The organism is Ralstonia sp. Ralssp110 (genome assembly GCF_047325135.1).
Lineage (GTDB): Bacteria > Pseudomonadota > Gammaproteobacteria > Burkholderiales > Burkholderiaceae > Ralstonia > Ralstonia mojiangensis.
Genome location: NZ_CP168610.1, coordinates 2,422,856 through 2,447,474 on the forward strand (window position 1 = coordinate 2,422,856; position 24,619 = coordinate 2,447,474).

19 protein-coding genes and 1 other RNA gene are annotated in these 24,619 nt (G+C 61.4%); 5 read left to right on the forward strand and 15 right to left on the reverse strand.

Annotation, left to right across the window (positions count from 1 at the left end; genetic code table 11):
- Positions 1 to 19 precede the first annotated feature (19 nt).
- The 13 genes from ACEN9T_RS20275 to gyrA all read right to left on the reverse strand — a co-directional run bounded on the left by ACEN9T_RS20275 (position 20) and on the right by gyrA (position 15,586).
- Entirely contained in the window at positions 20 to 1,384 is a 1,365-nt protein-coding gene (locus ACEN9T_RS20275; RefSeq protein WP_092971679.1) for a UDP-glucose dehydrogenase family protein, read from the reverse strand.
- A 64-nt stretch (positions 1,385 to 1,448) separates the two neighbouring features.
- Entirely contained in the window at positions 1,449 to 2,723 is a 1,275-nt protein-coding gene (lapB, locus tag ACEN9T_RS20280; protein WP_413706875.1) for a lipopolysaccharide assembly protein LapB, read from the reverse strand.
- Positions 2,724 to 2,726: 3 nt separating this feature from the next.
- Entirely contained in the window at positions 2,727 to 3,053 is a 327-nt protein-coding gene (locus tag ACEN9T_RS20285; RefSeq protein ID WP_092971681.1) for a lipopolysaccharide assembly LapA domain-containing protein, read from the reverse strand.
- Positions 3,054 to 3,235: 182 nt separating this feature from the next.
- On the reverse strand, positions 3,236 to 3,664 hold the full coding sequence (locus ACEN9T_RS20290) for an integration host factor subunit beta (protein ID WP_252693158.1): 429 nt from the start codon (positions 3,662 to 3,664) through the stop codon (positions 3,236 to 3,238).
- A 45-nt stretch (positions 3,665 to 3,709) separates the two neighbouring features.
- Positions 3,710 to 5,398 carry a 30S ribosomal protein S1 gene (rpsA, locus tag ACEN9T_RS20295; protein WP_004629196.1) on the reverse strand — a complete coding sequence of 563 codons (1,689 nt, stop codon included), beginning with the start codon at positions 5,396 to 5,398 and terminating at the stop codon, positions 3,710 to 3,712.
- 135 nt (positions 5,399 to 5,533) lie between these two features.
- Complete coding sequence (gene cmk / locus ACEN9T_RS20300; RefSeq protein ID WP_413706876.1) at positions 5,534 to 6,229, reverse strand: (d)CMP kinase; 696 nt, start codon at positions 6,227 to 6,229, stop codon at positions 5,534 to 5,536.
- A gap of 27 nt (positions 6,230 to 6,256) precedes the next feature.
- A complete protein-coding gene (gene aroA, locus ACEN9T_RS20305) occupies positions 6,257 to 7,561 on the reverse strand; it encodes a 3-phosphoshikimate 1-carboxyvinyltransferase (RefSeq protein ID WP_413706877.1) in 1,305 nt (434 codons plus the stop codon).
- 25 nt (positions 7,562 to 7,586) lie between these two features.
- Entirely contained in the window at positions 7,587 to 8,495 is a 909-nt protein-coding gene (locus ACEN9T_RS20310) for a prephenate dehydrogenase (RefSeq protein ID WP_413706878.1), read from the reverse strand.
- Between the two features lie 97 nt (positions 8,496 to 8,592).
- Complete coding sequence (gene hisC / locus ACEN9T_RS20315; protein ID WP_413706879.1) at positions 8,593 to 9,717, reverse strand: histidinol-phosphate transaminase; 1,125 nt, start codon at positions 9,715 to 9,717, stop codon at positions 8,593 to 8,595.
- Between the two features lie 52 nt (positions 9,718 to 9,769).
- Positions 9,770 to 10,885, reverse strand: coding sequence for a prephenate dehydratase (gene pheA / locus ACEN9T_RS20320; protein WP_252693166.1), 1,116 nt, complete (start codon positions 10,883 to 10,885; stop codon positions 9,770 to 9,772).
- 87 nt (positions 10,886 to 10,972) lie between these two features.
- Entirely contained in the window at positions 10,973 to 12,109 is a 1,137-nt protein-coding gene (gene serC, locus ACEN9T_RS20325; RefSeq protein ID WP_252693168.1) for a 3-phosphoserine/phosphohydroxythreonine transaminase, read from the reverse strand.
- A gap of 115 nt (positions 12,110 to 12,224) precedes the next feature.
- A complete protein-coding gene (locus tag ACEN9T_RS20330) occupies positions 12,225 to 12,785 on the reverse strand; it encodes a DUF2059 domain-containing protein (RefSeq protein WP_413706880.1) in 561 nt (186 codons plus the stop codon).
- A 128-nt stretch (positions 12,786 to 12,913) separates the two neighbouring features.
- The gene (gene gyrA / locus ACEN9T_RS20335) at positions 12,914 to 15,586 is read right to left on the reverse strand and encodes a DNA gyrase subunit A (RefSeq protein ID WP_413706881.1); all 2,673 of its coding nucleotides are present in this window, start codon (positions 15,584 to 15,586) and stop codon (positions 12,914 to 12,916) included.
- A gap of 432 nt (positions 15,587 to 16,018) precedes the next feature.
- On the opposite strand from gyrA, the gene ompA reads away from it, so the two are divergent.
- Entirely contained in the window at positions 16,019 to 16,675 is a 657-nt protein-coding gene (ompA, locus tag ACEN9T_RS20340; protein WP_027677885.1) for an outer membrane protein OmpA, read from the forward strand.
- 172 nt (positions 16,676 to 16,847) lie between these two features.
- On the opposite strand, the gene ACEN9T_RS20345 is transcribed toward ompA, so the two are convergent.
- Positions 16,848 to 17,354: a glycine zipper 2TM domain-containing protein gene (locus ACEN9T_RS20345; protein ID WP_092971690.1), complete on the reverse strand. Its 507-nt coding sequence runs from the start codon at positions 17,352 to 17,354 to the stop codon at positions 16,848 to 16,850.
- Between the two features lie 160 nt (positions 17,355 to 17,514).
- Here ACEN9T_RS20345 and ubiG point away from each other — a divergent pair, with 160 nt between their 5' ends.
- From ubiG to ssrA, 4 genes are all read left to right on the forward strand, one after another.
- Entirely contained in the window at positions 17,515 to 18,231 is a 717-nt protein-coding gene (gene ubiG, locus ACEN9T_RS20350; RefSeq protein WP_092971691.1) for a bifunctional 2-polyprenyl-6-hydroxyphenol methylase/3-demethylubiquinol 3-O-methyltransferase UbiG, read from the forward strand.
- Positions 18,228 to 18,917 carry an HAD-IA family hydrolase gene (locus ACEN9T_RS20355; protein WP_092971692.1) on the forward strand — a complete coding sequence of 230 codons (690 nt, stop codon included), beginning with the start codon at positions 18,228 to 18,230 and terminating at the stop codon, positions 18,915 to 18,917. Before ubiG ends, ACEN9T_RS20355 begins: the two co-directional genes overlap by 4 nt.
- A 118-nt stretch (positions 18,918 to 19,035) precedes the next feature.
- A complete protein-coding gene (locus ACEN9T_RS20360; protein ID WP_413706882.1) occupies positions 19,036 to 22,818 on the forward strand; it encodes a DUF748 domain-containing protein in 3,783 nt (1,260 codons plus the stop codon).
- A 32-nt stretch (positions 22,819 to 22,850) separates the two neighbouring features.
- Positions 22,851 to 23,208: a transfer-messenger RNA gene (ssrA, locus tag ACEN9T_RS20365) on the forward strand.
- 409 nt (positions 23,209 to 23,617) lie between these two features.
- Here the strand turns inward: ssrA and ACEN9T_RS20370 are convergent.
- Positions 23,618 to 24,610, reverse strand: coding sequence for a fimbrial protein (locus ACEN9T_RS20370; RefSeq protein ID WP_217649354.1), 993 nt, complete (start codon positions 24,608 to 24,610; stop codon positions 23,618 to 23,620).
- Between the last annotated feature and the right edge of the window lie 9 nt (positions 24,611 to 24,619).

Genomic DNA, 24,619 nt, shown 5'->3' on the forward strand with positions numbered 1-24,619 from the left:
GGCCGGAGGGTCTCTGTGATTACGATTGGGTGGAGCGCCCGATGGCCTGGTATTCAAAGCCTGCGTCGCGCATGGCTTGCGGCTCGAACAGGTTGCGGCCATCGAACACCATCGGTGTCTTCAGCAGGGCCTTCACGGCGTTGAAGTCCGGGCTGCGGAACGCCTTCCACTCGGTCACGATGACCAGCGCGTCGGCATTCTTGAGCGCGTCCATCTGACCGGCACAGAAGGTCACACGTTCCAGTTGTTCGGCAGAAAGATCGAGTGCCAACGCGTGGCGGGCTTCTTCCATCGCAACCGGGTCATACACTTGCACGCGAGCGCCACGCGCCAACAGCGCTGCAATCAGGATGCGGCTCGGTGCTTCGCGCATGTCGTCGGTGTTCGGCTTGAACGCCAGACCCCAGATGGCGAAGGCGCGGCCGGTAAGGTCGACGCCCATGCGGTCTTCGATCTTGTCGACCAGCACTTCCTTCTGCTTGTCGTTGACCGCTTCAACGGCTTCCAGCACGTGCAGCGTTTGACCGTACTCCTGCGCCGTGCGCACGAGCGCCTGCACATCCTTCGGGAAGCACGACCCGCCGTAGCCAGTGCCAGCGTAGAGGAAGCTATAGCCGATACGCGGATCCGAGCCGATGCCCAGGCGAACGAGTTCGATATCCGCGCCCACCTTGTCGGCCAGATTGGCCATCTCGTTCATGAACGAGATGCGCGTGGCCAGCATTGAATTGGCGGCGTACTTGGTGAACTCGGCGGAGCGCACGTCCATGTAGAACGTGCGTTCATGGTTGCGGTTGAACGGCGCGTAGAGGGTGCGCATGATGGCCTTGGCGCGTAGGCCGTCGTTATCGCCATACGTGCCGAGCACGATGCGGTCCGGGCGCATGAAATCGTCCACCGCGGCGCCTTCTTTCAGGAACTCCGGGTTCGACACCACCGAGAAGCCGACGTCCGACTTGCCGCGCGTTGCCAGCACTTCGTCAACCGCGGCACGCACCTTGTCGCCCGTTCCCACCGGCACCGTCGATTTGTCGACGATCACCTTGAAGCTCGTCATGTGCTGGGCGATGTTGCGGGCGGCCGCCAGCACGTATTTCAGGTCAGCCGAACCGTCTTCATCGGGGGGCGTGCCCACGGCGATGAACTGCACGTCGCCGTGCGCCACGCTGGCAGCCACGTCGGTCGAGAACTGAATGCGGCCGGCCGCGCGGTTTCGCTCGATCAGCTCTTTCAGCCCCGGTTCGTAGATCGGCACGCCGCCGGCATTGAGCAGGTCGATCTTCTTCTGGTCGACATCGAGGCAAAACACATCGTTGCCCAGCTCCGCCAGACACGCGCCGGTGACCAGACCGACATAACCGCTACCGATGATGGTGATTTTCATACAAACACTTGAAGATTAAAAAAGCGCCAGCGCGGCCGCTACAAACGCGCCGCGCCGGACTGAATTACATGCTGGCGCCGCCGCTGCCGCCGAGCGTCTCGGTACGGCGCGGAGCATACGTTTCCCAGCGGTTGCAGCCGGGGCATTGCCAATAAAACAGACGCGCGCGGAAACCGCACTCCTGGCAGGTGTAGCGCGCCAGATTGCGCGTACGACTTTGCAGCAAATCGCGAATGGCGCCGAGATCCTGCGCGCGCTGGATGTCAGCATTGCCGCCCGCTTCAACCGGATCCGCTAGTGCACTCTCGGCAACGTCGGCCGTCGCGGGTGCTTCATGCCCAACCGCCTCGGACGCGCGCGTCGCCTCGGCTTCCACCAGCCGCGTCAACGCCATCAACGAGGGCTGACGACGGATCTGGTCGCGCATCAGCGCCACGGCATCGTCGATACCGTGTACGTCCAATTCGTATTTGTAGACCGTATCGAGCAGTTCGGGGCCCAGGCGTGCGTCCATCTTGGAGCGCAGCCAAGCGAGTCCCTCGGCGGCGCGGCCAAGCTGCGTGTACGCCTTCATCAGGCGTTCGGCCACCAGCGGCAAGAACGCTGTGTTTTGCTGTTCGATGCTGCGCCAACGCTTGATGGCACCTTCCACATCGCCCTGCCCTTGCGCCACATCGCCCAACTGGATGGTGGCACGCACGTTCTTAGGATTCTCCTGCAGGGCACGTTCCAGCCATTCGATGGCAGTCAGCACGTCTTTGCGCTGCAACGCTTCCTGCGCGACCTCGCAGCAGAACTGCGCGATCTGCACCACGTGATCCTTGCCTTGCAGCTTCTGCAATTCACGTGCGGCTTCAATGGCCTTGCGCCACTCCTTCTCGACTTCGTACAACTCAAGCAGCACGCGCTTGGCCGGCTCGGCGAATGTGCCTTCCATCAACATCCGCAGGGATTCCTCTGCGCGATCCAGCAGGCCCGCTCGCAGAAAATCCTGCCCCAGTTCAAACAACGCGTGATCGCGTTCATTGGGCGGAAGATCCGGACGGTTGACGAGGTTCTGGTGAACGCGGATGGCGCGTTCGGTTTCGCCGCGCCGGCGGAACAGACTACCGAGCGCAAAGTGCAGCTCAGTGGTCTCCGGGTCGAGACGCGCAACTTCAATGAAAGCGTCGATGGCCTTGTCCGGCTGCTCGTTGAGCAGGAAATTCAGCCCCTTGAAATACGAGCGCGGCAGCGACGATTGTTCGGTGCGCAACTGGCGGGCATCGAGCCGAGCAGCCACCCAGCCCAAGCCAAACACCAGGGGGATGGCCAACAGCCACCAGAGATCAAAATCCATGCGTCAGACCTTGGGGCCGGGAACGTGATACGGAGAATCGGCAACAACGGGCGTCGTCGGCGCCTCGGTCACCTCTTCGGCCTTCTTCATGCGACCGATCTGGCGACGCAGGCGGCTTGCCGCAAAGCGATGCCGCATCACACGCGGTGCCATCGCCAGCATGGCCAGCAAGATGCCAGCGACAAAGAACGCCAAGGCGATCAGGATCAACGGTGCATGCCAGACCACGCCAAACGGCAGCGCGAGCGAGACTTCCGCCGTGTTGTGCAGTGCCAGCACGAAAAGCAGCACAAACAACAGGATACGGATGACCCAGACGAGAAATTTCATGCGGATTCGGAAACGGGCGGCGGTGCAGCAGCCGGATGCGGCACGATTGCCGTGTTGTGCCGCATTGTAGCGGATTCATATGGCGGCCAGCGACGCCTCGCTGGGCGGGAGACAAGCATTGCCAGAATAAAAAACGCCCCGGCAAGCGGGGCGTTCCTGAAACTACCAGGTGCTACTTGGGCTCAGCGCGACATAGCCAACGGCACCGCCGTGTCTACCGGAAATCCGGCAGCCTGACGGGTGCTGTCAGTCTTTCGCGCAGCCTTTACAGCCGCGAGCGACACGGCAGGCTCGCCCTCCGAAGAGGGGTCGCCTTGACGCTCTAGGCTGCGGTCAACCCGTTCGCGCAACTCCTTGCCCGCCTTGAAGTGCGGCACCCGCTTCTCGGGCACCAGCACCTTCTCGCCAGATTTGGGATTGCGACCGACACGCGGCGGACGCCGATTCAGACCAAAACTCCCGAATCCGCGGATCTCGATGCGGTGGCCGTCCGCCAAGGCGTCGGACATCGCATCCAGGATCGTCTTGACCGCGATGTCGGCATCCCGCAGCAGCAGCTGCGGAAAGCGGGCGGCCAGCTTTTCCACGAGTTCGGACTTGGTCATGGGCATCTTGCGCGCGTCCTCGTCGTTCTTTAGGGTCGACCCGGTTGATGCTTACTGATTGGTTTCGTTCAGCTTGGCCTTCAGCAGCGCGCCGAGGTTCGTGGTACCAGCTGCGCCGGTATCCGCCGAGAACTTCTGCATCGCTTCCTGTTGGTCGGCGCTGTCCTTCGCCTTGATGGAAACGTTGATGTTGCGCGACTTGCGATCGATGTTGACGATCATCGCGGTCATCGTTTCGCCTTCCTTCAGCACGTTGCGGGCGTCTTCAACACGGTCGCTCGAGATTTCCGAGGCGCGCAGGTAGCCTTCCACGTCGTCAGCCAGCTGCACCACGGCGCCCTTCGGATCAACGGCCTTGATCGTGACCTGCACGATCGAACCCTTGTCGTTGGTCGAGATGAAGTTGTTGAACGGGTCGCCCGACAGTTGCTTGATACCCAGCGAGATGCGTTCCTTGTCGACGTCGATGGCCAGAACCACGGCTTCGACTTCGTCGCCCTTCTTGTACTTGCGAACGGCTTCTTCGCCAGTCTCTTGCCACGACAGGTCCGACAGGTGCACCAAGCCATCGATGCCGCCCGGCAGACCGATGAACACGCCGAAGTCGGTGATCGACTTGATCTGGCCAGCCAGCTTGTCGCCCTTCTTCTGGTTGCGCGCGAAATCGTCCCACGGGTTGGCCTTGCACTGCTTCATGCCCAGGCTGATACGACGCTTGTCTTCGTCGATATCCAGAACCATGACTTCCACTTCGTCGCCCAGTTGGACAACCTTCGACGGAGCCACGTTCTTGTTGGTCCAGTCCATTTCCGACACGTGGACCAGGCCTTCGATACCAGCTTCGATCTCGACGAACGCGCCGTAGTCGGTCAGGTTGGTCACCTTGCCGAACAGGCGGGTGCCTTGCGGGTAGCGGCGCGAGATGCCGACCCACGGATCTTCGCCCAGCTGCTTGACGCCCAGCGAGACGCGGTTCTTCTCTTGGTCGAACTTGAGGATCTTGGCAGTGATTTCCTGGCCAACCGACAGCACTTCGCTCGGGTGACGCACACGACGCCATGCCAGGTCGGTGATGTGCAGCAGACCGTCGATGCCACCCAGATCCACGAACGCGCCGTAGTCGGTGATGTTCTTGACGATACCGTTGACGATCGCACCTTCCTTGAGCGTCTCCATCAGCTTCTGACGCTCTTCGCCCAGCGTGGCTTCAACCACGGCACGGCGCGACAGCACAACGTTGTTGCGCTTGCGGTCCAGCTTGATGACCTTGAATTCGAGGGTCTTGCCTTCGTACGGCGTGGTGTCCTTGATCGGACGCACGTCGACGAGCGAACCCGGCAGGAATGCACGAATACCGTTGACCATAACGGTCAGACCGCCCTTGACCTTGCCGGTCACGGTACCGGAGATGATCTCGCCGGATTCCAATGCCTTCTCAAGGTTCAGCCACGAAGCCAGACGCTTGGCCTTGTCGCGCGACAGAATGGTGTCGCCGTAGCCGTTTTCCAGCGCGTCGATTGCGACCGAAACGTAGTCGCCAACTTGCACTTCCAGCTCGCCCTGATCGTTCAGGAATTCTTCGACCGGAACAAAAGCTTCAGACTTCAGGCCCGCGTTCACAACGACGAAGTTGTGGTCGATACGCACAACTTCCGCAGAGATCACTTCGCCAGCCTTCATATTGGACTTGGCGATCGACTCTTCGAACAGGGCGGCAAAAGATTCGTTAGTTTGGGACATAAAAAATAGGCATCCGCAGAACATGCCTCGCATTGCTTTCGCACAAAACGGGCGAAGACACGCATGCGGGGTTATGAGTTAAACAACCGCCGGCAGCGACATGCCACCGGCACCGATCGAACCAGTTCAGCCGGATCAGTTTGCCTTGTCAGCGCCCTGCACCTGCCGGTACCAGTCCAGTACCTGCGCGACCACTTCATCGACCGTCATGTCGGACGAATCCAGTTGCCGCGCATCCTGCGCCGGACGCAGCGGCGCGACACTGCGGGTGCGATCCCGCAAATCACGCGCCTCCAAGTCCTGCGAAAGGCTTTCAACTGTAGCAGAAAAACCCTTTGCAATCAATTGTTTATAACGCCGCTCAGCGCGTGCCTGCACGCTTGCCGTCAGGAACACTTTGAGCACCGCTTCAGGAAAAACCACCGTGCCCATATCGCGGCCGTCGGCCACGAGACCGGGTGCTTCCAGGAACGCGCGCTGGCGTGCGTGCAACGCCTCCCGTACCGCCCCATGCACGGCGATGGCCGAAGCCTGATTGCCAACGGACTCATGCCGCAGCGCCAAGCTCACATCCTCACCCTTGAGCCAGATGTGATCTGCCTTGAAGCGCACATCGAGTTCTCGCGCGATGCGCACGAGGCTCTCAACGTCGTGGTCGTCGATGTTCTCTCGCATGCTGGCAAGCGCCACCAATCGGTACAGCGAGCCGCTATCCAGCAGGTGAAAACCAAGGAGATCCGCGATCTGGTGAGCGACCGTGCCCTTGCCAGATGCGGTCGGTCCGTCGATGGTAATGACCGGGTACGACATGGAAGCAGCAGTCTCGGGCATGATGAAATGCAGGCGGTTAATTGCGATTCAAGCGGTGATGCCACCGAACGCAGTGAAATATTCCGGGAACGTCTTGGCGACGCAACGCGGGTCGTTGATACGCACGGGCACTGGACCGAATGCCGCCAGCGAAAACGCCATCGCCATGCGGTGGTCATCATAGGTGTCGATGCCACCGGCCGGCGGGGTCCATTGCGATGGAGGGGTCACGCGAATGTAGTCGGGGCCTTCCTCCACCTCGGCGCCAAGCTTGCGCAGTTCGGTGGCCATGGCGCTCAGCCGGTCGGTTTCCTTGACGCGCCAGCTGGCGATGTTGGTCAGTGTGGTCGTGCCGTCGGCAAACAGTGCAGCCACCGCCAGCGTCATTGCCGCATCCGGAATGTGATTGCAATCCAACTCAACGGCGTTGAGCTTGCCGTCGTCGCGCTCGACGCCCCGCACCTCGATCCAGTTGCCGCCCGCCATGACGTTGGCGCCCATGCGGTTGAGCGCGTCGGCAAAGCGGACATCGCCCTGGATGCTGGACATGCCGACACCCTCCACGCGCACCGGCCCGCCGCCAAGCGCGCCTGCGGCCAGGAAGTACGAGGCAGACGATGCATCGCCCTCCACAAAGATCTCACCCGGCGCCTTGTACGCCACGCCGGTCGGTACGGTAAACGACGCCCAGCCATCGCGCGCGACGTGCACGCCGAAGCGCGCCATCAAGTTCAGCGTGATCTCGATGTAGGGCTTGGAAATCAACTCGCCAACCACTTCGATGGTGACATTGCCGGCAGACTCGACCAGTGGGAGTGCCATCAGCAATGCCGTCAGGAACTGGCTCGACACATCGCCGCGCACGCGGATCGGTGCATCGATCTTGACCGCCGCGGCGTGGATCGCCAGCGGCGGATAGCCCTCATTGCCCGTGTAATCGATGCACGCGCCAACTTGGCGCAGCCCGTCAACCAAGTCTCCAATCGGCCGCTCGTGCATGCGCGGCACGCCGTGCAAGGTGTACTCGCCGCCTTGCAGCGCCAGCGCGGCCGTCAGCGGGCGGATGGCTGTGCCGGCGTTGCCCATGAACAGATCGGCCGATTTGTTCGTAAAGCGGCCGCCCGTGCCGGCGACACGGTATGCGTTGTCGCCAAGACCTTCGATCGAGACGCCCAGCTTATCGAGAGCCGCGAGCATGACGCGCGTGTCGTCGGAGTCGAGCAGGTCGCGCACCACAGTCTCGCCTTGGGCGAGCGCGGCCAGCAACAGCACACGATTGGAGATGCTCTTCGAGCCAGGCAGCTTGATGGTGCCGCGCGCCGTCTTCAGCGGACCAACGTCGAGATGTTCCATGAATCCATTCAGTTCAAAACAAACGTTATTCGGATTGCGGGCCGGTGGCATTAGCCGCTGCCACGCGTTGCGGCCACGCCAAACGTGCTTCGCTGGCACGGCGGAACACGCGCTCGAGCGCGGCGCCGTCACGCTCAGCGATCATCGTCTTCAGGCGTCCGATCACAGCCTCGTAGGTCGTAAGCTCACGCAGCAGTGCCTCGCGATTTGACAGACAGATGTCACGCCACATCTCGGGCGACGATGCAGCAATGCGGGTGAAATCGCGAAAGCCGCCGCCGGCGAAATCAAGCTTGAGCGCCCCGTCTTCGGCATTGATGATCTGCGCGACCAGCGCATATGACAGCACGTGCGGCAGGTGGCTGACGGCGGCGAACACGGCGTCGTGCTGCACGGCCGACATGATGTGGCAATACGCGCCCGCGGCTTCCCACATCGCCTGCACACGGGCAACATCGCTGCGCCGGTTTTCCTGCAGGGGGCAAAGCACGGTCTTTTTGCCGACATAGAGATCGGCCAGCGCAGCCTCCACGCCGTTCAGCTCACGGCCGGCAATCGGGTGGGCCGGAACGAACTGGCTGACCTGATCGCCCAACGCCGTCTTGGCGGCCATGATGACGTCGGATTTGGTGCTGCCGGCATCCGTCACGATGGTGTCCGGGCCCAGATGCGGCTGCATGGCGAGCAGCAATGGGAGCGTCTGCGCGACGGGCGCGCACAGCACGACCATGTCCGCGCCGTGCACGGCCTCTTCCATTGGCAAGGCCTCGTCGATCACGCCCAGACGGATCGCCGCCTCAAGCGACGCGGCCGATCGCCCGACGCCCACGACATGCCCAACCACCCCCGCACGACGCAAGCCCAGCGCCAGCGAACCGCCGATCAGACCGACGCCGACAATCACCAACCGGGAACTGGAAAAAGAAGAGGCCACAACACCGCCCTGCCAGAAAAAAGCAAAGCGGCATTGTAGCCCGATGTGCGCGACGCCCGATGCCTGATACAGGGCGCTACGACGGTCGCTGCAGAAGTTAAGCGGCGGCTTTTTCCTGCGCCAGGGCCGCCTCAAGTGCACCGATGAACGTGGCGTTCTCTTCCGGCAAGCCGATACTGATGCGCAGCCATTGCGGCAAGCCGTAGTTGCCGACCGGACGCACGATCACACCTTGCTTGAGCAATGTAACGTTCACGCGCGCACCGGCGCCCGTGTCATCGCCCACGCGCACCAGGACGAAATTGCCCGAAGACGGCACGTACTTCAGGCCCAGCCGATCAAACGCGTCCGTCAACTGCACGTAACCGGCAGCGTTCAGTTCAGCTGATCGACCCAGGAATTCCGCATCGTTGAGCGCTGCTACCGCTGCCGCCTGGGCCAAGCTGTTGACGTTGAACGGCTGGCGGATGCGGTTGAGCAGATCGGTCAACTGCGGCTGCGCAATGCCGTAGCCCACACGCAGGCCAGCCAGCCCGTACGCCTTGGAGAATGTGCGCGACACCAGCAGGTTCGGGTATTGGCGCACCCAGGCGGTGGAGTCGTACTGCTGCTCCGGTTTGAGGAACTCGTTGTATGCCTCGTCCAGCACGACGACGACCGTCGGCGGCACCTTGGCCAGGAACTCCGCGATCTCGTCGGACGACAGGAATGTGCCAGTCGGGTTGTTCGGGTTGGCGATGTAGATTAGACGCGTGTCCGGGGTAATCGCCGCAGCCATCGCATCGAGGTCATGGCCGTAATCGAGGGCCGGCACCTCGATGGCGCGCGCACCCACCTCCTGCGCCGCGAGTGCGTACACGGCAAAGGAGTGCTGCGCATACATCACGGCCTGCCCCGGCGACACGAGCGCACGTGCCGCCAGTTCGAGGATGTCATTGCTGCCATTGCCGAGCGTGATCCATGTTTCCGGCACGCCAAACTTGGCATGCAGCGCCGCTTTCAGGCTGAAACCATTGGCATCTGGATAGCGCGCCAGTTCGTCAATGGCCGCGGCCATCGCGTTCTTGGCTGACTGCGGCATGCCCAGCGGATTTTCGTTGGACGCCAGCTTGACGATGCGCGCGGCATCCAGACCGAACTCGCGTGCCACTTCGGAAATCGGCTTGCCGGCCACATAAGGGGCGATGGCGCGGACATACTCGGGGCCGAACTGCAAAGACATGGGGTGCTCCTCTGTTATCGACGCTCTGCCCGTGCAGAGCGCCTTGAATCCCTCAATGTGCCGAGGGATAGGACCCCAACACTTTGAAATACGCCGCGTCGTGACGCAGCTTTTCCAGCGCACGCGCGACCTGCGGGTCTCGCTGATGGCCCTCCACATCGACGTAGAAGTAGTATTCCCACGCACCGCTGCGCGCCGGGCGCGACTCGAAGCGGCACATCGACACGCCGTTCTCTGCCAACGGCGCCAGCAACTTGTAGACAGCACCAGCCTCGTTCGGGACCGACAGGATCAACGACGTCTGATCGCGTCCGCTCGGCTCCGTTTCGTAGTTGCCGATCACGACAAAGCGCGTGCGGTTGTGCGGATCGTCTTCCACATTGGCACGCACCACGTGCAGGCCGTAGCGGTTGGCCGCCTGCACGCTTGCCAGCGCAGCGATGGTTTCGTCCTCGCCTGCCATGCGCGCTGCCTCGGCGTTGCTCGACACAGCCTCACGCGGCAGATTCGGATAGTTCGTGTTCAGCCACCGTTGGCACTGCGCCAGCGCCTGCGCATGCGCGCGCACCACCTTCACCTGCGACATGTCGCCCGTCTTGTGCAGCAAGTTATGGTGCACGCGCAGCGCGATCTCGCCGCTGATCTTCAGCGACGTCTGCAAGAACAGATCGAGCGTGCGCGACACCACGCCCTCCGTCGAATTTTCCACCGGCACCACGCCACAATCGACCGTGCCGGACTCCGCCGCACGAAACACCTCGTCGATGCTCGGGCACGGCATCGGCTGGATCTCGTGGCCGAAATGCGCGATCACCGCCTGCTCCGAGAACGTGCCCGCCGGGCCGAGGTAGCCGATGCGCAGGGCCTGTTCCAGACCGCGGCAGGCGGACATCACCTCGCGCCAGATGGCGGCGATGCTCTCGTCGTGCAGGGGCCCTTGGTTGCCGGACTGCATCTTGCGGATGACCTGCAACTCGCGGTCCGGCCGGAACGCCGGTGACGAATAGCGCTTCTTCACCTCGCCCACTTCCTGCGCTACCTTGGCGCGGTCGGAGAGCAGCGTAAGCAGCTGGTTGTCGATGGCGTCGATCTGCGTGCGCAACGGCGCAAGCTCCGCCGCCAATGCGGCGTCCTTGTTTTGCTTCGTATCGTCTGACTGACTGGTCATTGTAGGAATCTGGTTCGGCAACGGATTGCAAATTGCCGCGCGAAGCGGGCGCTTCGCGCAATGTTCTGCCGTGATTAAGTATCAGCCTTACGCAGACACTCTTTCAAACTCACGCATGAAGTCGACCAGCGCCTCTACCCCTTCCAGCGGCATCGCGTTGTAGATGCTTGCCCGCATGCCGCCCACGGACTTGTGGCCCTTGAGCTGCACCAACCCGCGCTCGCGCGCCTGCGTGAGGAACGCCTCGTTGCGGGACTCGTCGTTGAGGAAGAACGGCACGTTCATACGCGACCGGCACGTCGGATGAATTTCGTTGCGGTAGAAGCTGCTGGCGTCGATAAAGTCGTACAGCATCTTCGACTTGATGATGTTGCGCGTCTCCAGCGCCTCGACCCCGCCCTGGCGCTTGATCCACTGGAACACGAGCCCCGCGATGTAGATGGCGTAAGTGGGCGGCGTGTTGTACATCGAGCCGTTCTCAGCCACGAGGCGCCAATTGAATGCCGACGGGCACAGCGGGTGCGCGTGGCCCAGGAGGTCCTTGCGGACGATGGCAATCGTCAGGCCGGCGGGGCCGATGTTTTTCTGCGCGCCACCGTACAGGACCTGATAACCGTTCCAGTCGATCGGCCGGGAGAGGATGTGGCTCGACACGTCGGACACCACCACACGCCCGTGCGCCTGACCGATGTCAGGCGTCTCCTGATACTCGACACCGACAATGGTTTCGTTCGTGCACAGGTGCACGTAGGCGGCATCCGACGACAGCTTCCAGCTCGAGACATCCGGAATCTTGTGGAAGCGCTCGGCCTCGCTGGTGGCAGCGATGTTCACCTCGCCGTACTTGCGCGCTTCCTGTTGCGACTTGACTGACCACGTGCCGGTAACGACGTAGTCAGCCTTCGGTGCATCCGCCGACAGCCGACGCATGAGGTTCAACGGCACGATCGCGTTTTCGGCGATGGCGCCGCCTTGCAGGAAGAGGATTTCGTAGTTGTCTGGCACCGCCAGCAATTGCCGCAAATCGCCAAACGCGGCTGCCAGGATGCTTTCGAATTCGCGGCCGCGATGGCTCATTTCCATCACACTCATGCCGCTGCCGTGCCAGGAGACCATCTCCTCCTTCGCCTGTTCCAGCACCTCGAGCGGCAACACCGCCGGACCTGCCGAAAAGTTGTACACGCGCGTTTGGCTGGCTTGAAGGGCTCGATCCGCTTGGTTCATAGGGCGAAGGGCAAAAGAAAAATGGCTGTCTGGGCGCAAACCCAAACAGCCATTATCTACCAACTGGCAGCGCGCCGGGGATTGCGCCCCCCGATCGTCCGCCTATGCCGGTTAATTACTTCGCGGCAGCGGCAACTTCCTTGTCAGCCATGTCGCGCATCTTCTTGCCGACTTGCGGACCGTACTTCTGCATCACGTTGCCCCACACTTCCTGCATCGCCTTACCTTGGTTGGCCATGAACTTCTGGCCGCTCGGCGTCTTCAGGAACGTGGTCAGGTCCTTGATTTCCTGGGTCGAATAGTACTTGCCCAGGGAGTCATAGTGGGCTTGCAGAGCGTCCTTGCGGAACGCTTCCGTGTCGAAGTCCTTGCCGGCGCCGTCGGTCATGCGCTGCACAGCGCCGTTCTTCTTCAGCTTGTCGACAGCGGCTTGCTTCTGCTTGTCGTTCAGAGTCCTGTTCTCGACCAGTGCTTGCTCCAGCACCAGCGGGGCTTCCTGCTTAGCGCCGTTGGCCAACACTTCACCTTGACCCTTGATGGCTGCATCGACGTTCATCGTCGTCAGCAGGTCCTTGATGGCAGCCGTCTTGTCAGCGTCGCCAGCCTGCGCGAACGCAAACAGCGGAGCGAAACCGGCCACCACAATCAGATGTTTGAGTTTGAGACTCTTGTGCATTGTTGCTCCCTTGAGATAAGCGTTGCGTTTAGGCCGGGCGTGTGATGCAAAAGTTCCAAGCCCTTGCCGCGCACAGGTCCGGCATCATGACAGAACTGCGCCTAACGGCAAGCAAAAGATGTTTCTAATTATGTCTCGCTGCTGTCATCCGCCTGTGCATCGGCACCCGGGGCGGCATCCTCCGCATCGCTCCCTTCGAGACCTCCTTCTGCACCTTCAGCATCGGACTCCATCACACGTTGGAGCCCAGACAGCTTGTTACCCTCGCCCACCGAGATGAGGGTGACACCCTGCGTGGCGCGACCCATTTCACGAATCTCGTCCACACGCGTGCGGATCAGCACGCCGCCCGTCGTGATCAGCATGATCTCGTCTTCAGGCGCCACCAGCGCGGCGGCCACCACCTTGCCGTTACGCTCAGAAGTCTGGATGGCGATCATGCCCTTCGTGCCGCGGCCATGTCGGGTGTATTCCGAGATCGGCGTGCGCTTCCCATAGCCGTTCTCGGTAGCGGTCAGCACGCTGCCGGCGCCCGACTGGGCACCTTCGCCTTCGGTTTCCGCCGGCGCAACCAGCATGGCAATCACTTGCTGGCTTTCCTCCAGGTTCATACCGCGAACGCCACGCGCCTGACGACCCATCGGGCGCACGTCGTTTTCATCGAAGCGCACCGCCTTGCCGGCGTCGGAGAACAGCATCACATCATGCTGGCCATCGGTGATGTCCGCACCAATCAGGAAATCGCCCTCGTCCAGGTCCACCGCAATGATGCCGGCCTTGCGCGGGTTCGAGAATTCCGTCAACGCCGTCTTCTTGACCGTCCCCTTGGAGGTAGCCATGAACACAAAGTGCTGCTCGTCGAACTGCTTCACGGGCAGAATCACGTTGATCTTCTCGCCCGGCGACAGCGGGAACATATTGACGATCGGGCGACCGCGCGAGTTACGGCTGCCTTGCGGCACTTCCCAAACCTTCAACCAGTAAAGGCGACCGCGATTGGAGAAGCAGAGGATGTAATCGTGGGTATTGGCAACAAACAGCGTGTCGATCCAGTCGTCTTCCTTCGTCGCGGCAGCCTGCTTGCCACGCCCGCCACGCTTTTGCGCACGATATTCGGAAATCGGCTGACTCTTCATATAGCCGCTGTGGGACAGCGTCACCACCAGATCTTGCGGCGTAATGAGGTCTTCTGTATCCAACTCGGTCGCATTGTGCTCGATCTGCGAGCGACGCTCATCACCGAATTCCGCGCGGATGGCGGTAAGTTCCTCGACGATGATGGCGGTAATGCGCTCAGGACGTGCCAGGATATCCAGCAAGTCGGCGATCTGCGCCATCACCTCACGGTATTCCTGAACGATCTTGTCCTGTTCCAGCCCGGTGAGGCGCTGCAGGCGCATCTGCAGGATTTCTTGCGCCTGCGTGTCCGACAGCTTGTACAGCCCATCGCCTTGCATACCGAATGCAGGCAGTAAACCTTCTGGCCGATACGCAGCACCGCCGCCGGAGGTTTCGCTCTCTGCGCGAACAAGCATGTCGCGCACGAGGCCCGAATCCCAACTGCGGTTCATCAGCTCAGCTTTCGCAACCGGCGGGGTCGGAGCGGCCTTGATGATTGCGATGAACTCATCGATGTTGGCAAGCGCAACAGCCAGACCTTCGAGGATGTGGCCACGCTCTCGCGCTTTACGCAGATCAAACACGGTGCGGCGCGTTACCACCTCGCGGCGGTGCAGCAGGAAGCACTCCAGCATCTGGCGCAGGTTCAGCAGACGCGGCTGGCCGTCGACCAGCGCCACCATGTTCATACCGAACGTGTCCTGCAGCTGCGTATTCTTATAGAGGTTGTTGAGAACAACCTCCGGCACTTCGCCACGCTTGAGCTCGATCACCACGCGCATGCCGGACTTGTCCGACTCGTCGCGAATGTCAGAAATGCCTTCGATGCGCTTTTCGGTGACCAGCTCGGCGATACGCTCGAGCAGCGTGCGCTTGTTAACTTGATACGGCAGCTCGTCGACGATGATCGCTTGGCGCTGGCCCCGATCAATATCCTCGAAATGCGTCTTGGCGCGCATCACGACGCGGCCGCGGCCGGTGCGATAGCCTTCACGCACACCCGAAATGCCGTAGATGATGCCGGCCGTCGGGAAGTCCGGCGCCGGGATCAGTTCGATCAGCTCGTCAACCGTCGCTTCGGGGTTGCGCAACAAATGCAGGCAGCCATCAACCACTTCATTCAGGTTGTGCGGCGGAATGTTCGTCGCCATACCCACCGCAATCCCAGACGAACCGTTGATCAGCAAGTTGGGAATGCGAGCCGGCAAAACGGACGGTTCAGTTTCGGAACCGTCGTAGTTCGGCTCGAAATTGACCGTTTCCTTGTCGAGGTCGGCCAGCAGTTCGTGAGCGATCTTCGACAAGCGGATTTCGGTGTAACGCATCGCCGCGGCGTTATCGCCGTCGACCGAGCCAAAGTTGCCTTGGCCGTCGACCAGCATGTAGCGCAGAGAGAAGTTCTGCGCCATCCGCACGATGGTGTCGTATACAGCAGTGTCGCCGTGGGGGTGATACTTACCAATCACATCCCCGACGATACGGGCGGACTTCTTATAGGGGCGATTCCAGTCGTTGTTCAGCTCGTGCATCGAGTACAACGCACGACGATGCACCGGCTTGAGACCATCCCGCACATCTGGAAGGGCGCGGCCCACGATCACGCTCATCGCGTAAGCGAGGTACGAGCTGCGCATTTCTTCTTCGAGCGATACCGGGAGTGTCTCTTTGGCGAATTGATCCATTGGGCGAACGGTGAGAGGTCCCCTAGTGAGCACAGTGGTGCCCACTGCAGGACGCTGCGGTTGCGCGAATAACAGAACATTTTACCATGCCGCAAGCCCCCTCCCCTCATACGCGCGAGCGACGCATCGTCAACCCCGGGCACGTTCCGTGCGAGCGAGGGAAAAACCGGGGAGCCAGTCCCCATAAGGGTTTGCGAGCCATTTCCTGCCTTGTTGCGTACACACCACAAGGCCGTGGCGCCCCGTTCGAATCGCTTATATTTGCTTTTTAGGAGTGCGTGCTTGTGGCACAATCCCCCAGCGAAGAGGCAGACATTGTTCGAAGTGGAGCCTTCACCACACCGAGAATGTTATACTCCGAAGAATGTATGACTTGTTTTCGTCCCATCTGCTCGCAGTCTTCTGCGGTGATCTCATCCTGAGAGGAGAAATATGAAAAAATTTGCCAAGCTCGCGTTCGCTGCAGCTGCGGTAGCCATGGCTGCGTCCGCTTACGCTCAGTCGGTGCCCTACGAAAAGAAGGCCGTCAACGACAACTGGGGTAACGGCACGAGCGAGTGGGTCTGGAAGAACGGCACGAACGAACTGTGCTGGCGCAATGGCTTCTGGACGCCGGCAACCGCCAACGCTCAGTGCGACGGCGCTCTGGCTCCGGCTGCTGCTCCGACGGCCACCCCGGCTGCTCCGGCTGCTCCGGTTGTGTCGAGCGAAAAGGTTACGTTCGCTGCTGACACCCTGTTCGATTTCGACAAGGCTGTGCTGAAGCCGGAAGGCAAGGCTAAGCTGGACGACCTGGTCTCGAAGCTGAATGGCATCAACCTGGAAGTCGTGATCGCCGTTGGCCACACCGACTCGTTCGGTTCGGACAAGTACAACGACCGTCTGTCGGTCCGTCGTGCTGAAGCCGTCAAGGGCTACCTGGTCAGCAAGGGCATCGAAGCCAACCGTGTTTACACGGAAGGCAAGGGCAAGCGCCAGCTGAAGGTTGATCCGAAGTCGTGCAAGGGCGCTCGCAAGGCGCAAATCGCCTGCCAGCAACCGAACCGCCGCGTGGACGTCGAAGTGGTCGGCACCCGCAAGGCTCAGTAATTCGGTTCACACCGGGAAAAAGCCCAGCGAAAGCTGGGCTTTTTTTCGCCTATACATCGGCAGATGCCCCCTGGTCTGCTGCGGAAATAGGCAATAAAAAAGCGATGACGCCAAATGCGCCATCGCTTTTTCTATTTGGGGCACCGATGCCCCTTCCTCATGACCGCCCTTCTTATTGATAGGAAGGTGTCGCCTGGTCGTTAGCAACCATGGCGCGATCACCAACGCGCAGATTGTTCGGGTTTCGCTGCGTGACGGTCGCGACGCGGCCATCATCCAGGCGCACGGTGATGCGGTACACCGTTTGACCGCCCGCCCCGGCGCGCTGTTCGACTTGGTTGCCCGCATAAGCACCGAGTGCTGCGCCACCAATGGTCGCGACCGTGTTGCCCGTACCGCCACCAACTTGGTGACCCAGAATGCCGCCGGCCACGCCGCCGATGATCGTGCCCAAAATGCCCGGGCTATTTGCCGGGGCCTGCATCGGCTGGATCGATTCGACCCGGCCATAAAGGGCGCCCGTTTGCTGGGGCTGTCCGCTATAAGCCGGTTGCTGACCATAGGCAGGCTGCTGAGCATACCCACCGTTATAACCACCGCCGTAACCGGGCGCGGCGCAGCCTGCCAGCACCGTCAGGCCCACAACACCCAGTCCTATCAGAATTTGTTTGGATTTCATTGATCTCTCCTTGAGCGAAGGTGACAGTTGGAGGAAATGCATGCGCGTTTGTTCACCTCTGTTTCAATGTGAAACCTTTTTCCAGACCCCGTGATTTGGTCGGGGCCACGCTTTTTGGTACATTTCCTCACCTAGCCGATATGCCCTGGCGCAGCGCAACATGACGACCACTCACGCGAACGCCGATCCCGGCGAACTCGAAAAATTTAGCGAACTCGCCCACCGCTGGTGGGATCCGAACAGCGAGTTCAAACCCCTGCACGAAATCAACCCGCTACGCCTTGACTGGATCCAGTCAATCGCACCGCTAGCCGGCAAACGTGTCGTCGACGTCGGCTGCGGCGGCGGCATCCTTTCAGAGAGCATGGCGCGTGCCGGAGCCAACGTCAAAGGCATCGATCTGTCCCGCAAAGCATTGCGTGTCGCCGACCTGCATAGCCTCGAGGCGGGCATTACCGTCGATTACGAGGAGATCGCAGCAGAAGCGCTGGCCGCGCGTGAGTCTGGCAGCTTCGATGTCGTTACTTGCATGGAGATGCTCGAACATGTGCCCGATCCGGCATCCATTGTTCGCGCATGCGCGACATTGGTGAAGCCGGGCGGTTACGTATTTTTCTCCACGATCCACCGAAACGCCAAAGCGTACCTGCTGGCGGTGATAGGTGCGGAATACATCCTGAACATGCTGCCGCGCGGCACGCATGACTACGCCAAGTTCATTCGCCCCTCTGAGCTAAGCGCATTCGTACGCGGGGCTGGCCTCCAAGCGCAAGAGATGCGCGGGCTGGAATACAACCCGATTACCGGCCGCTACGCCCTTACGCAGGACACCAGCGTCAACTACTTGATGGCGACTCGCCGTCCGGCCGAGGCATGAGGGTGCGCCAATTTCCCGATCCGCTGGGCGCGGTGCTGTTCGACCTAGATGGCACGCTTGCGGACACGGCCCCCGATCTTGCTGCGGCGGCCAACAAGGTGCGCACCGACCGCGGTCTCGAACCGGTGGACTACGAAGCGCTGCGCCCGGTCGCCTCGCATGGTGCCCGTGGGCTGATTGGCGTGGCGTTCGGCATTGGGCCGGGAGATGCTGAATTCGAATCGCTGCGGCTGGCATTTCTCGCCAACTACGAAGCAGAAATCTGTGTGCGCACGCAGCTGTTTCCGGGCATGGCTGACGTGCTGGCGGAACTGGGCCGCGCCGGCATCCCCTGGGGAATCGTCACCAACAAATCGGGCCGACTGACGGTACCGCTGGTTGCACAGCTGTCGTTCCCCGTGCCGCCTGCCTGCGTCGTTGCAGGCGATACCACGCCGCACGCTAAACCTCACCCAGCCCCGCTGCTGCATGCAGCCGAATCCATCGGCGTCGATGCACGGCAGATCGTCTACGTGGGCGATGACCTTCGCGATATTGAAGCCGGCCGCGCCGCCGGCATGCCTACCATTGCGGCCAGTTACGGCTATTGTGGTAATGGACCATCGCCCGTGGAATGGCGCGCCGATGCGCTGATTGCCAGCGCGGCCGAGCTGATTCCGCTGCTGCTCGAATCGCAACGCGCTTGACCACGATGCCCCGGTGAATGCCTGGGCGCCGCATCTTTCAGGACCGCCGCCTCCCCCGGGGACGTGGCGGTCGACCGACTGACGAAGTAGGCCACGCCATGGCCGGACCGACACCAGCATGAGCACCTCCCGCGATTCGCGCCCCGATCTGCAATCGAATACCAACGGCTGGCGCGCACGGCTTGATCGCGTGCGCGGCACGGCCGGCTGGCAACGCGCGGCTCAGGTCGGCACATCGCGACGTACCAAACGCACCGGGATCGGCGTGCTGATCTTCCTGGTGGTGTTCGGCCTGCTGGGCGCATTCGGTGGCCCGCCGCTACTGCGCCACCTGGCGCAAACGCAACTCAGCAAGGTGCTGGAACGGCCAGTTTCGGTCGGCAAGATCAGCATCAACCCATACACGCTGCGGCTTGATGTTGACCAGCTCCACATTGCAGAGCGCGACGGCAAGACACCGTTCGTCGACGTCGGCCATCTGCATGTCAATGCCTCGTGGAGTTCGATCTTCCGCCGCGCGCCCGTCATCGAAGAGCTCGGCATAGACGCGCCACACGTGCGTATCGTGCGCACCGCCGAACAGCGCTTCAACTTCTCCGACATCGTCGACAGGCTAAGCCAGCCGGAGAACCCACCCAAGCCCAAGTCGAACGAGCCGGCGCGTTTCGTCTTCGCGAATCTGCAATTGGCCAACGGCGCGATTGATTTTGTCGACCAGCCGCTCGGCACGCAGCACAAAGTGGATGGCTTGCAGATCGGCGTGCCTTTCCTGGCGAGCCTGCCGGCCGACGTGGATATCTTCGTGCAGCCGCTGCTGGCCGCGCGCATCGACGGCGCACCGCTGCATTTCGCGGGCAAAACAAAGCCGTTCGCCGATTCGCTCGAATCCAACCTCAACGTCAAGATTGATGGCCTGGATCTGCCCCGCTACCTCGGCTACGTGCCCGGCCCGCTGCCGGTGGCAGTGCCGCAAGGCAAGCTGACGACGGACCTAACGATCGACTTTCAGAAGCCGAAGAGCGGCGCGCCGGTGCTGCGCGTACACGGCACGACCGGCCTCGACAACCTGGAAGTGGTCGACGCCAAGAAAGCACCGCTGTTGGCCGCCAAACAAGTGCGTGCAACGCTGAGCGACGTGCGCCCGCTCGACAACGTGTTCCACCTCGATGCGCTGACGCTCGATGGCGTGCGCGTCGATGCCACGCGTGGTGCAGATGGAGTGATCAATTTCGCTCAGCTCGGGGGCAAGCCTGCATCTGCTGAAGCGAAAGCTGTCAAACCTGAGCCCGCGTCGACCGCCAAACCGAAACCGCTGGATGTGGTGGTCAGCAAGCTGCAACTGACCAACAGCACGGTCCATTGGCGTGACGCGACCACGCAGCCGGCGGCTGACCTGACGCTGGAAGACCTCCACGGCGACATTGGCGTACGCACGCTGGGTGGTCCAACCACTCTCGATGTGGGCGCCAAGCTGGCGCAAGGCGGCACGCTCAATGTCAAAGGCAACACGTCACTGGAGAAGAACACCGGCGAGTTGGAACTCAAGCTGGACGGCGTGAAGCTGGCTGGCATGAGCCCGTATCTGCGCCAGGCGGGCGCCCCGCAATTGCAGAATGGCGCGCTGTCGGCCGACGGCAAGGTGGCGCTCGACTTCGGGCCGGACAAATTCAACGTACGCGCGGAACCGCTGAACGCAAGCCTGGCCGACCTGTCGCTGGCGCCCGCCACGGGCAAGGACACCGCGCTGCGCGCCAAGCTGCTGCGCGCGGACGTCAAGAGCTTCGACCTGATCGCCCGCACCATCACGCTCAATGAAGTGCGCGCCGACGGTCTGCAGATCGACGCGCTGCGCAGGAAGGATGGTACGACCACGCTGACGCTGCTCGATGGGCCGCAGCCCGCCGCGGGCAAGTCGGCGGCGCCCGCCAAGTCCAACGCAAAGTCGAATGCCCCAGCCGAAAAGCCGTGGGCAGTGACGGTGCAGACACTGAAGCTGGACAACAGCGCTGTCGGCTTTGAAGACCAATCGAACTCGCGTCCGGTCAAGATCCGTGTCGAGCCGCTGAACGTGGTCGTGCAAAACGCCTCCACCGATCTCGGCAAACCTGTCAACGTGCAGATCGGTGCGGTGCTGGGCACGAAGGGCAAGCTCGATGTGCGTGGCGAAGTGGTGCCGCAGCCACTGAAGGCCGATCTGCGAGTGAACTCGCAGAACCTTTCGCTGGCGGGTTTTGATCCGTATCTGGACAAGACGCTGAATGCGGCGATTACGAGCGCGCTGCTATCGATGGACGGGCGCCTCGTGCTCAACCAGGGCAAGGCCCTGACGGTCAACTACCAGGGCAACGCGACGCTGGGCAACGTGCGCCTGCAAGACCGCGTGAGTTCGGACGACTTCCTGCGCTGGCGTTCGCTCGCGCTCAACCGCATCCAGGCCAACTACGACGGCACCACGCCGCGTGTGCGGGTGGGCGCGGTGGCGCTGTCGACGTTCTACGCACGGATCATCATCAATCCGAATGGACGCCTGAACCTGCAGGACATCCGCGTGCAGCCGACCGAGGAGCGACGCTCGCTGACGCAAAGCGAACCTGCATCGGCGTCGGCCGCAGCTGCGTCCGCCCCGGCAGCTGCACCCGTGGTGGCTTCGGCCCCGACTGCGGCACCTGCATCGGCCGTCACCGTCACAGCCACCGGCCCCACGCCCAAAGCCGGCGGCGCCGACCTGCGCGTTGACGCCATCACACTGCAGGACGGCAACATCCGCTTCACCGACAACTTCGTCAAGCCGAATTACACCGCCAACCTTACGGCCATCGGTGGCTCGATCGGCACGATCAGCACCGCCGCCAATCAGACACCCGCTGACGTGACGCTGCGAGGCAGTGTCGACGGCACCGCGCCCATCGACATCCACGGCAAAATCAATCCGCTCGCGCCCACGGCCTCTGTGGATCTCACAGCCAAGGCAGACGGCGTGGAACTGACCAACCTCACGCCCTACTCCGCCAAATACGCCGGCTACCCGATCACCAAGGGCAAGCTGACGATGGATCTGCACTACCTGCTCGACCAGGGCAAGCTGACCGCGGATAACCACATCTTCATCGACCAGCTCACCTTCGGCGATCGCGTGGAAAGCAAAGACGCCACAAATCTGCCGGTGCGGCTGGCGGTGGCGCTACTGAAGAATTCACGTGGGGAGATCGACGTGCGCGTGCCAGTGTCGGGCTCACTCGATGACCCGCAGTTCAGCATCGGCGGCGTCATTCTGCGCGCGTTCGTCAACCTGATTGCACGCGCCGTGACGGCACCGTTCTCCTTGCTTGCCAGCGCGTTTGGTGGCAGCGGCGGCGAAGAACTCGGCTACATCGAGTTCGATCCGGGCACGTCGAACATCAGTCAGGCGTCATTGGCCAAGCTCGACAAGCTGGCCACTGCACTCAAGGACCGCCCGGCGCTGAAGGTCGACATCGTCGGCCGCGTCGACCCGGAATTTGACCGCGACGGCTTGCGCCGCGAAGTGGTGAACCGTCAGATTCGTGAACAGAAGCTCAAGGATGCCGGCGACGCTGCTGAGGCAGACACCACCGTCAAGCCGGAAGAGGAGAACAAGTACCTTGAACGCGCGTACAAGGCCGCCAAATTCCCGAAACCGCGCAACGTGATCGGCCTAGCCAAATCCTTGCCGCCCGACGAGATGCGCAAGCTGATGGAAACCAATGTGCAAGTGACGGATGCGGATCTGCGGGAGCTTGCCCAGCGTCGGGCGAATGCGGTGCATGTGGCGCTGGCAGAACGTGTGGATCCGGGGCGCCTCTTCGTCGTGGCTCCGAAGCTGACCGCCGAAGGCATCAAGGACAAGGGCAAGACGACGCGGGTTGATTTCTCGCTGAAGTAGCCCATCTATGGGATAATCGACACTTCCTTACTGGGGCCGACCTGGTTTCGACGTGGGTTGCGAAGCAGTGGAGGGCATACCGAGGACCCGTCACCTCGTTAATCAATGGGAATGCAATAACTGCTAACGACGAACGTTACGCACTGGCAGCCTAAGGGCCGCCGTCCTCGCACTGGCTCGCTGACGGGCTAGGGTCGAAAGACTAGCGAGGTCATCTACGTCAGATAAGCTCTAGGTGAGTCACGGGCCTAGAGACGAAAACTTAGTGAATCGCCGTCGTAGAGCGTGTTCGTCCGCGATGCGGCGGTTAAATCAAATGACAGAACTAAGTATGTAGAACTCTCTGTGGAGGGCTTGCGGACGCGGGTTCGATTCCCGCCGGCTCCACCAATACACCGCAGTACCAAAGATTACGAAAGACAATCTAAGCTGTTAATTTGACGGGCCTTCGGGCCCGTTTTCCATTGGTGCGCCGTTGTCGCGAGATCGTCGCTCGCCGTATCTGAAGGTCCTCGTAAAGCAAGGTGTCTGACTGCCCGGCATGCGGGCATTGCGCGGGCACCGCCTTGACCTCACGCCGACTTGCGAACGGCACTGGCACCAAGACATGTGAACACCAAGATGTTGCCTCCCTTGATGCATCGTGGAGATGCACGGCGGTCCTCTCCGTGATGGTTCGGTCTACAAGATGTGATCTTGCGGGATGGACGCTACTATCCGACGCGTCTTGGGCAGACTCGCCAGGGTTCACTGACTGCAACCCCTCATTCTCAAGGGTCTACGGTCTGCCCCGGGTCAACTACTTGTAATACAGATCAATCACGACAGCGGCATTGAACGGCCCAGGGACGGATTTCTTGCGCCACACAAGCTGCGTGTCGAGACTGATGGAAGCAGGCGTTGAGCCGCTCATATCGGTCAGTTTGAACCAATCGTTGAAGGCCAGTTTTTCCTGAGTCGCTGAACGCAGGATCGATATCCCAACGGAGTCGTTTTTCTCCGGGACCAGCAAGCCGTCCACGACGGTGCCGGCCGTAGGCGTGAAGCGCGCGTTGACCGTGTACGGCGTCGTGCATGCACGTTGCAGATTCAGGTTGACGCGCTTGCTCGCGGCGACCGAACCCACCGTTGCATTCAATCCAAATACCTCGCCAAAGTCGACTGTCCCTGGCGTGACCGTAAGTTGGGGCGCGCACGGCACAAAACGAATGTTGCTCAGGCCTGTCAGCACATAGTTAAGGTTGTTGGTTGCCGGGTAATTCATCCCTCCGGCGCCATCCAACTGGAACACGTTATATGTCGCCAGGTTCGAGGCTTGTCCCGAAGTCGGTGTCGCGCCGTACTTTTCCACGAACACTGAAAAGGTCAGCGTGAATTGCGCTTTGCGCCACCCGGTGCAGTTTGCCCAAGTACATCCCTCATGGGAGCTATGCCAGGTATTGACCTTGCCGCTCGACTGCGTAATTTTGACGCCTTGATAGCGGATACCCACACGAATGCCTGTTCCGACACTTATGCTCCAAGGATTGAGATAAAAATAGATCCACTCCGACCCAATCTCCCGGTCGTCAGCGCAAAGAACGTAGATGGTTCTGGGCTTCGATTCCCAAATGATCGTTCCGTCGGGCGCATCTGCCGGCACGGCAAGGTCGGTGCCGAGCGCCTCGGTAATGATGGCGGTGTTCTTACCATCGTCGGCCCAGCAGCTCACTGCAAAGCTCTTGGCCGGCAGCCATGCGAGCAACATCATTAGGAGCGAGAGCACTCTCGAAATATTCATCTTGGTATGCATGATTCGCGC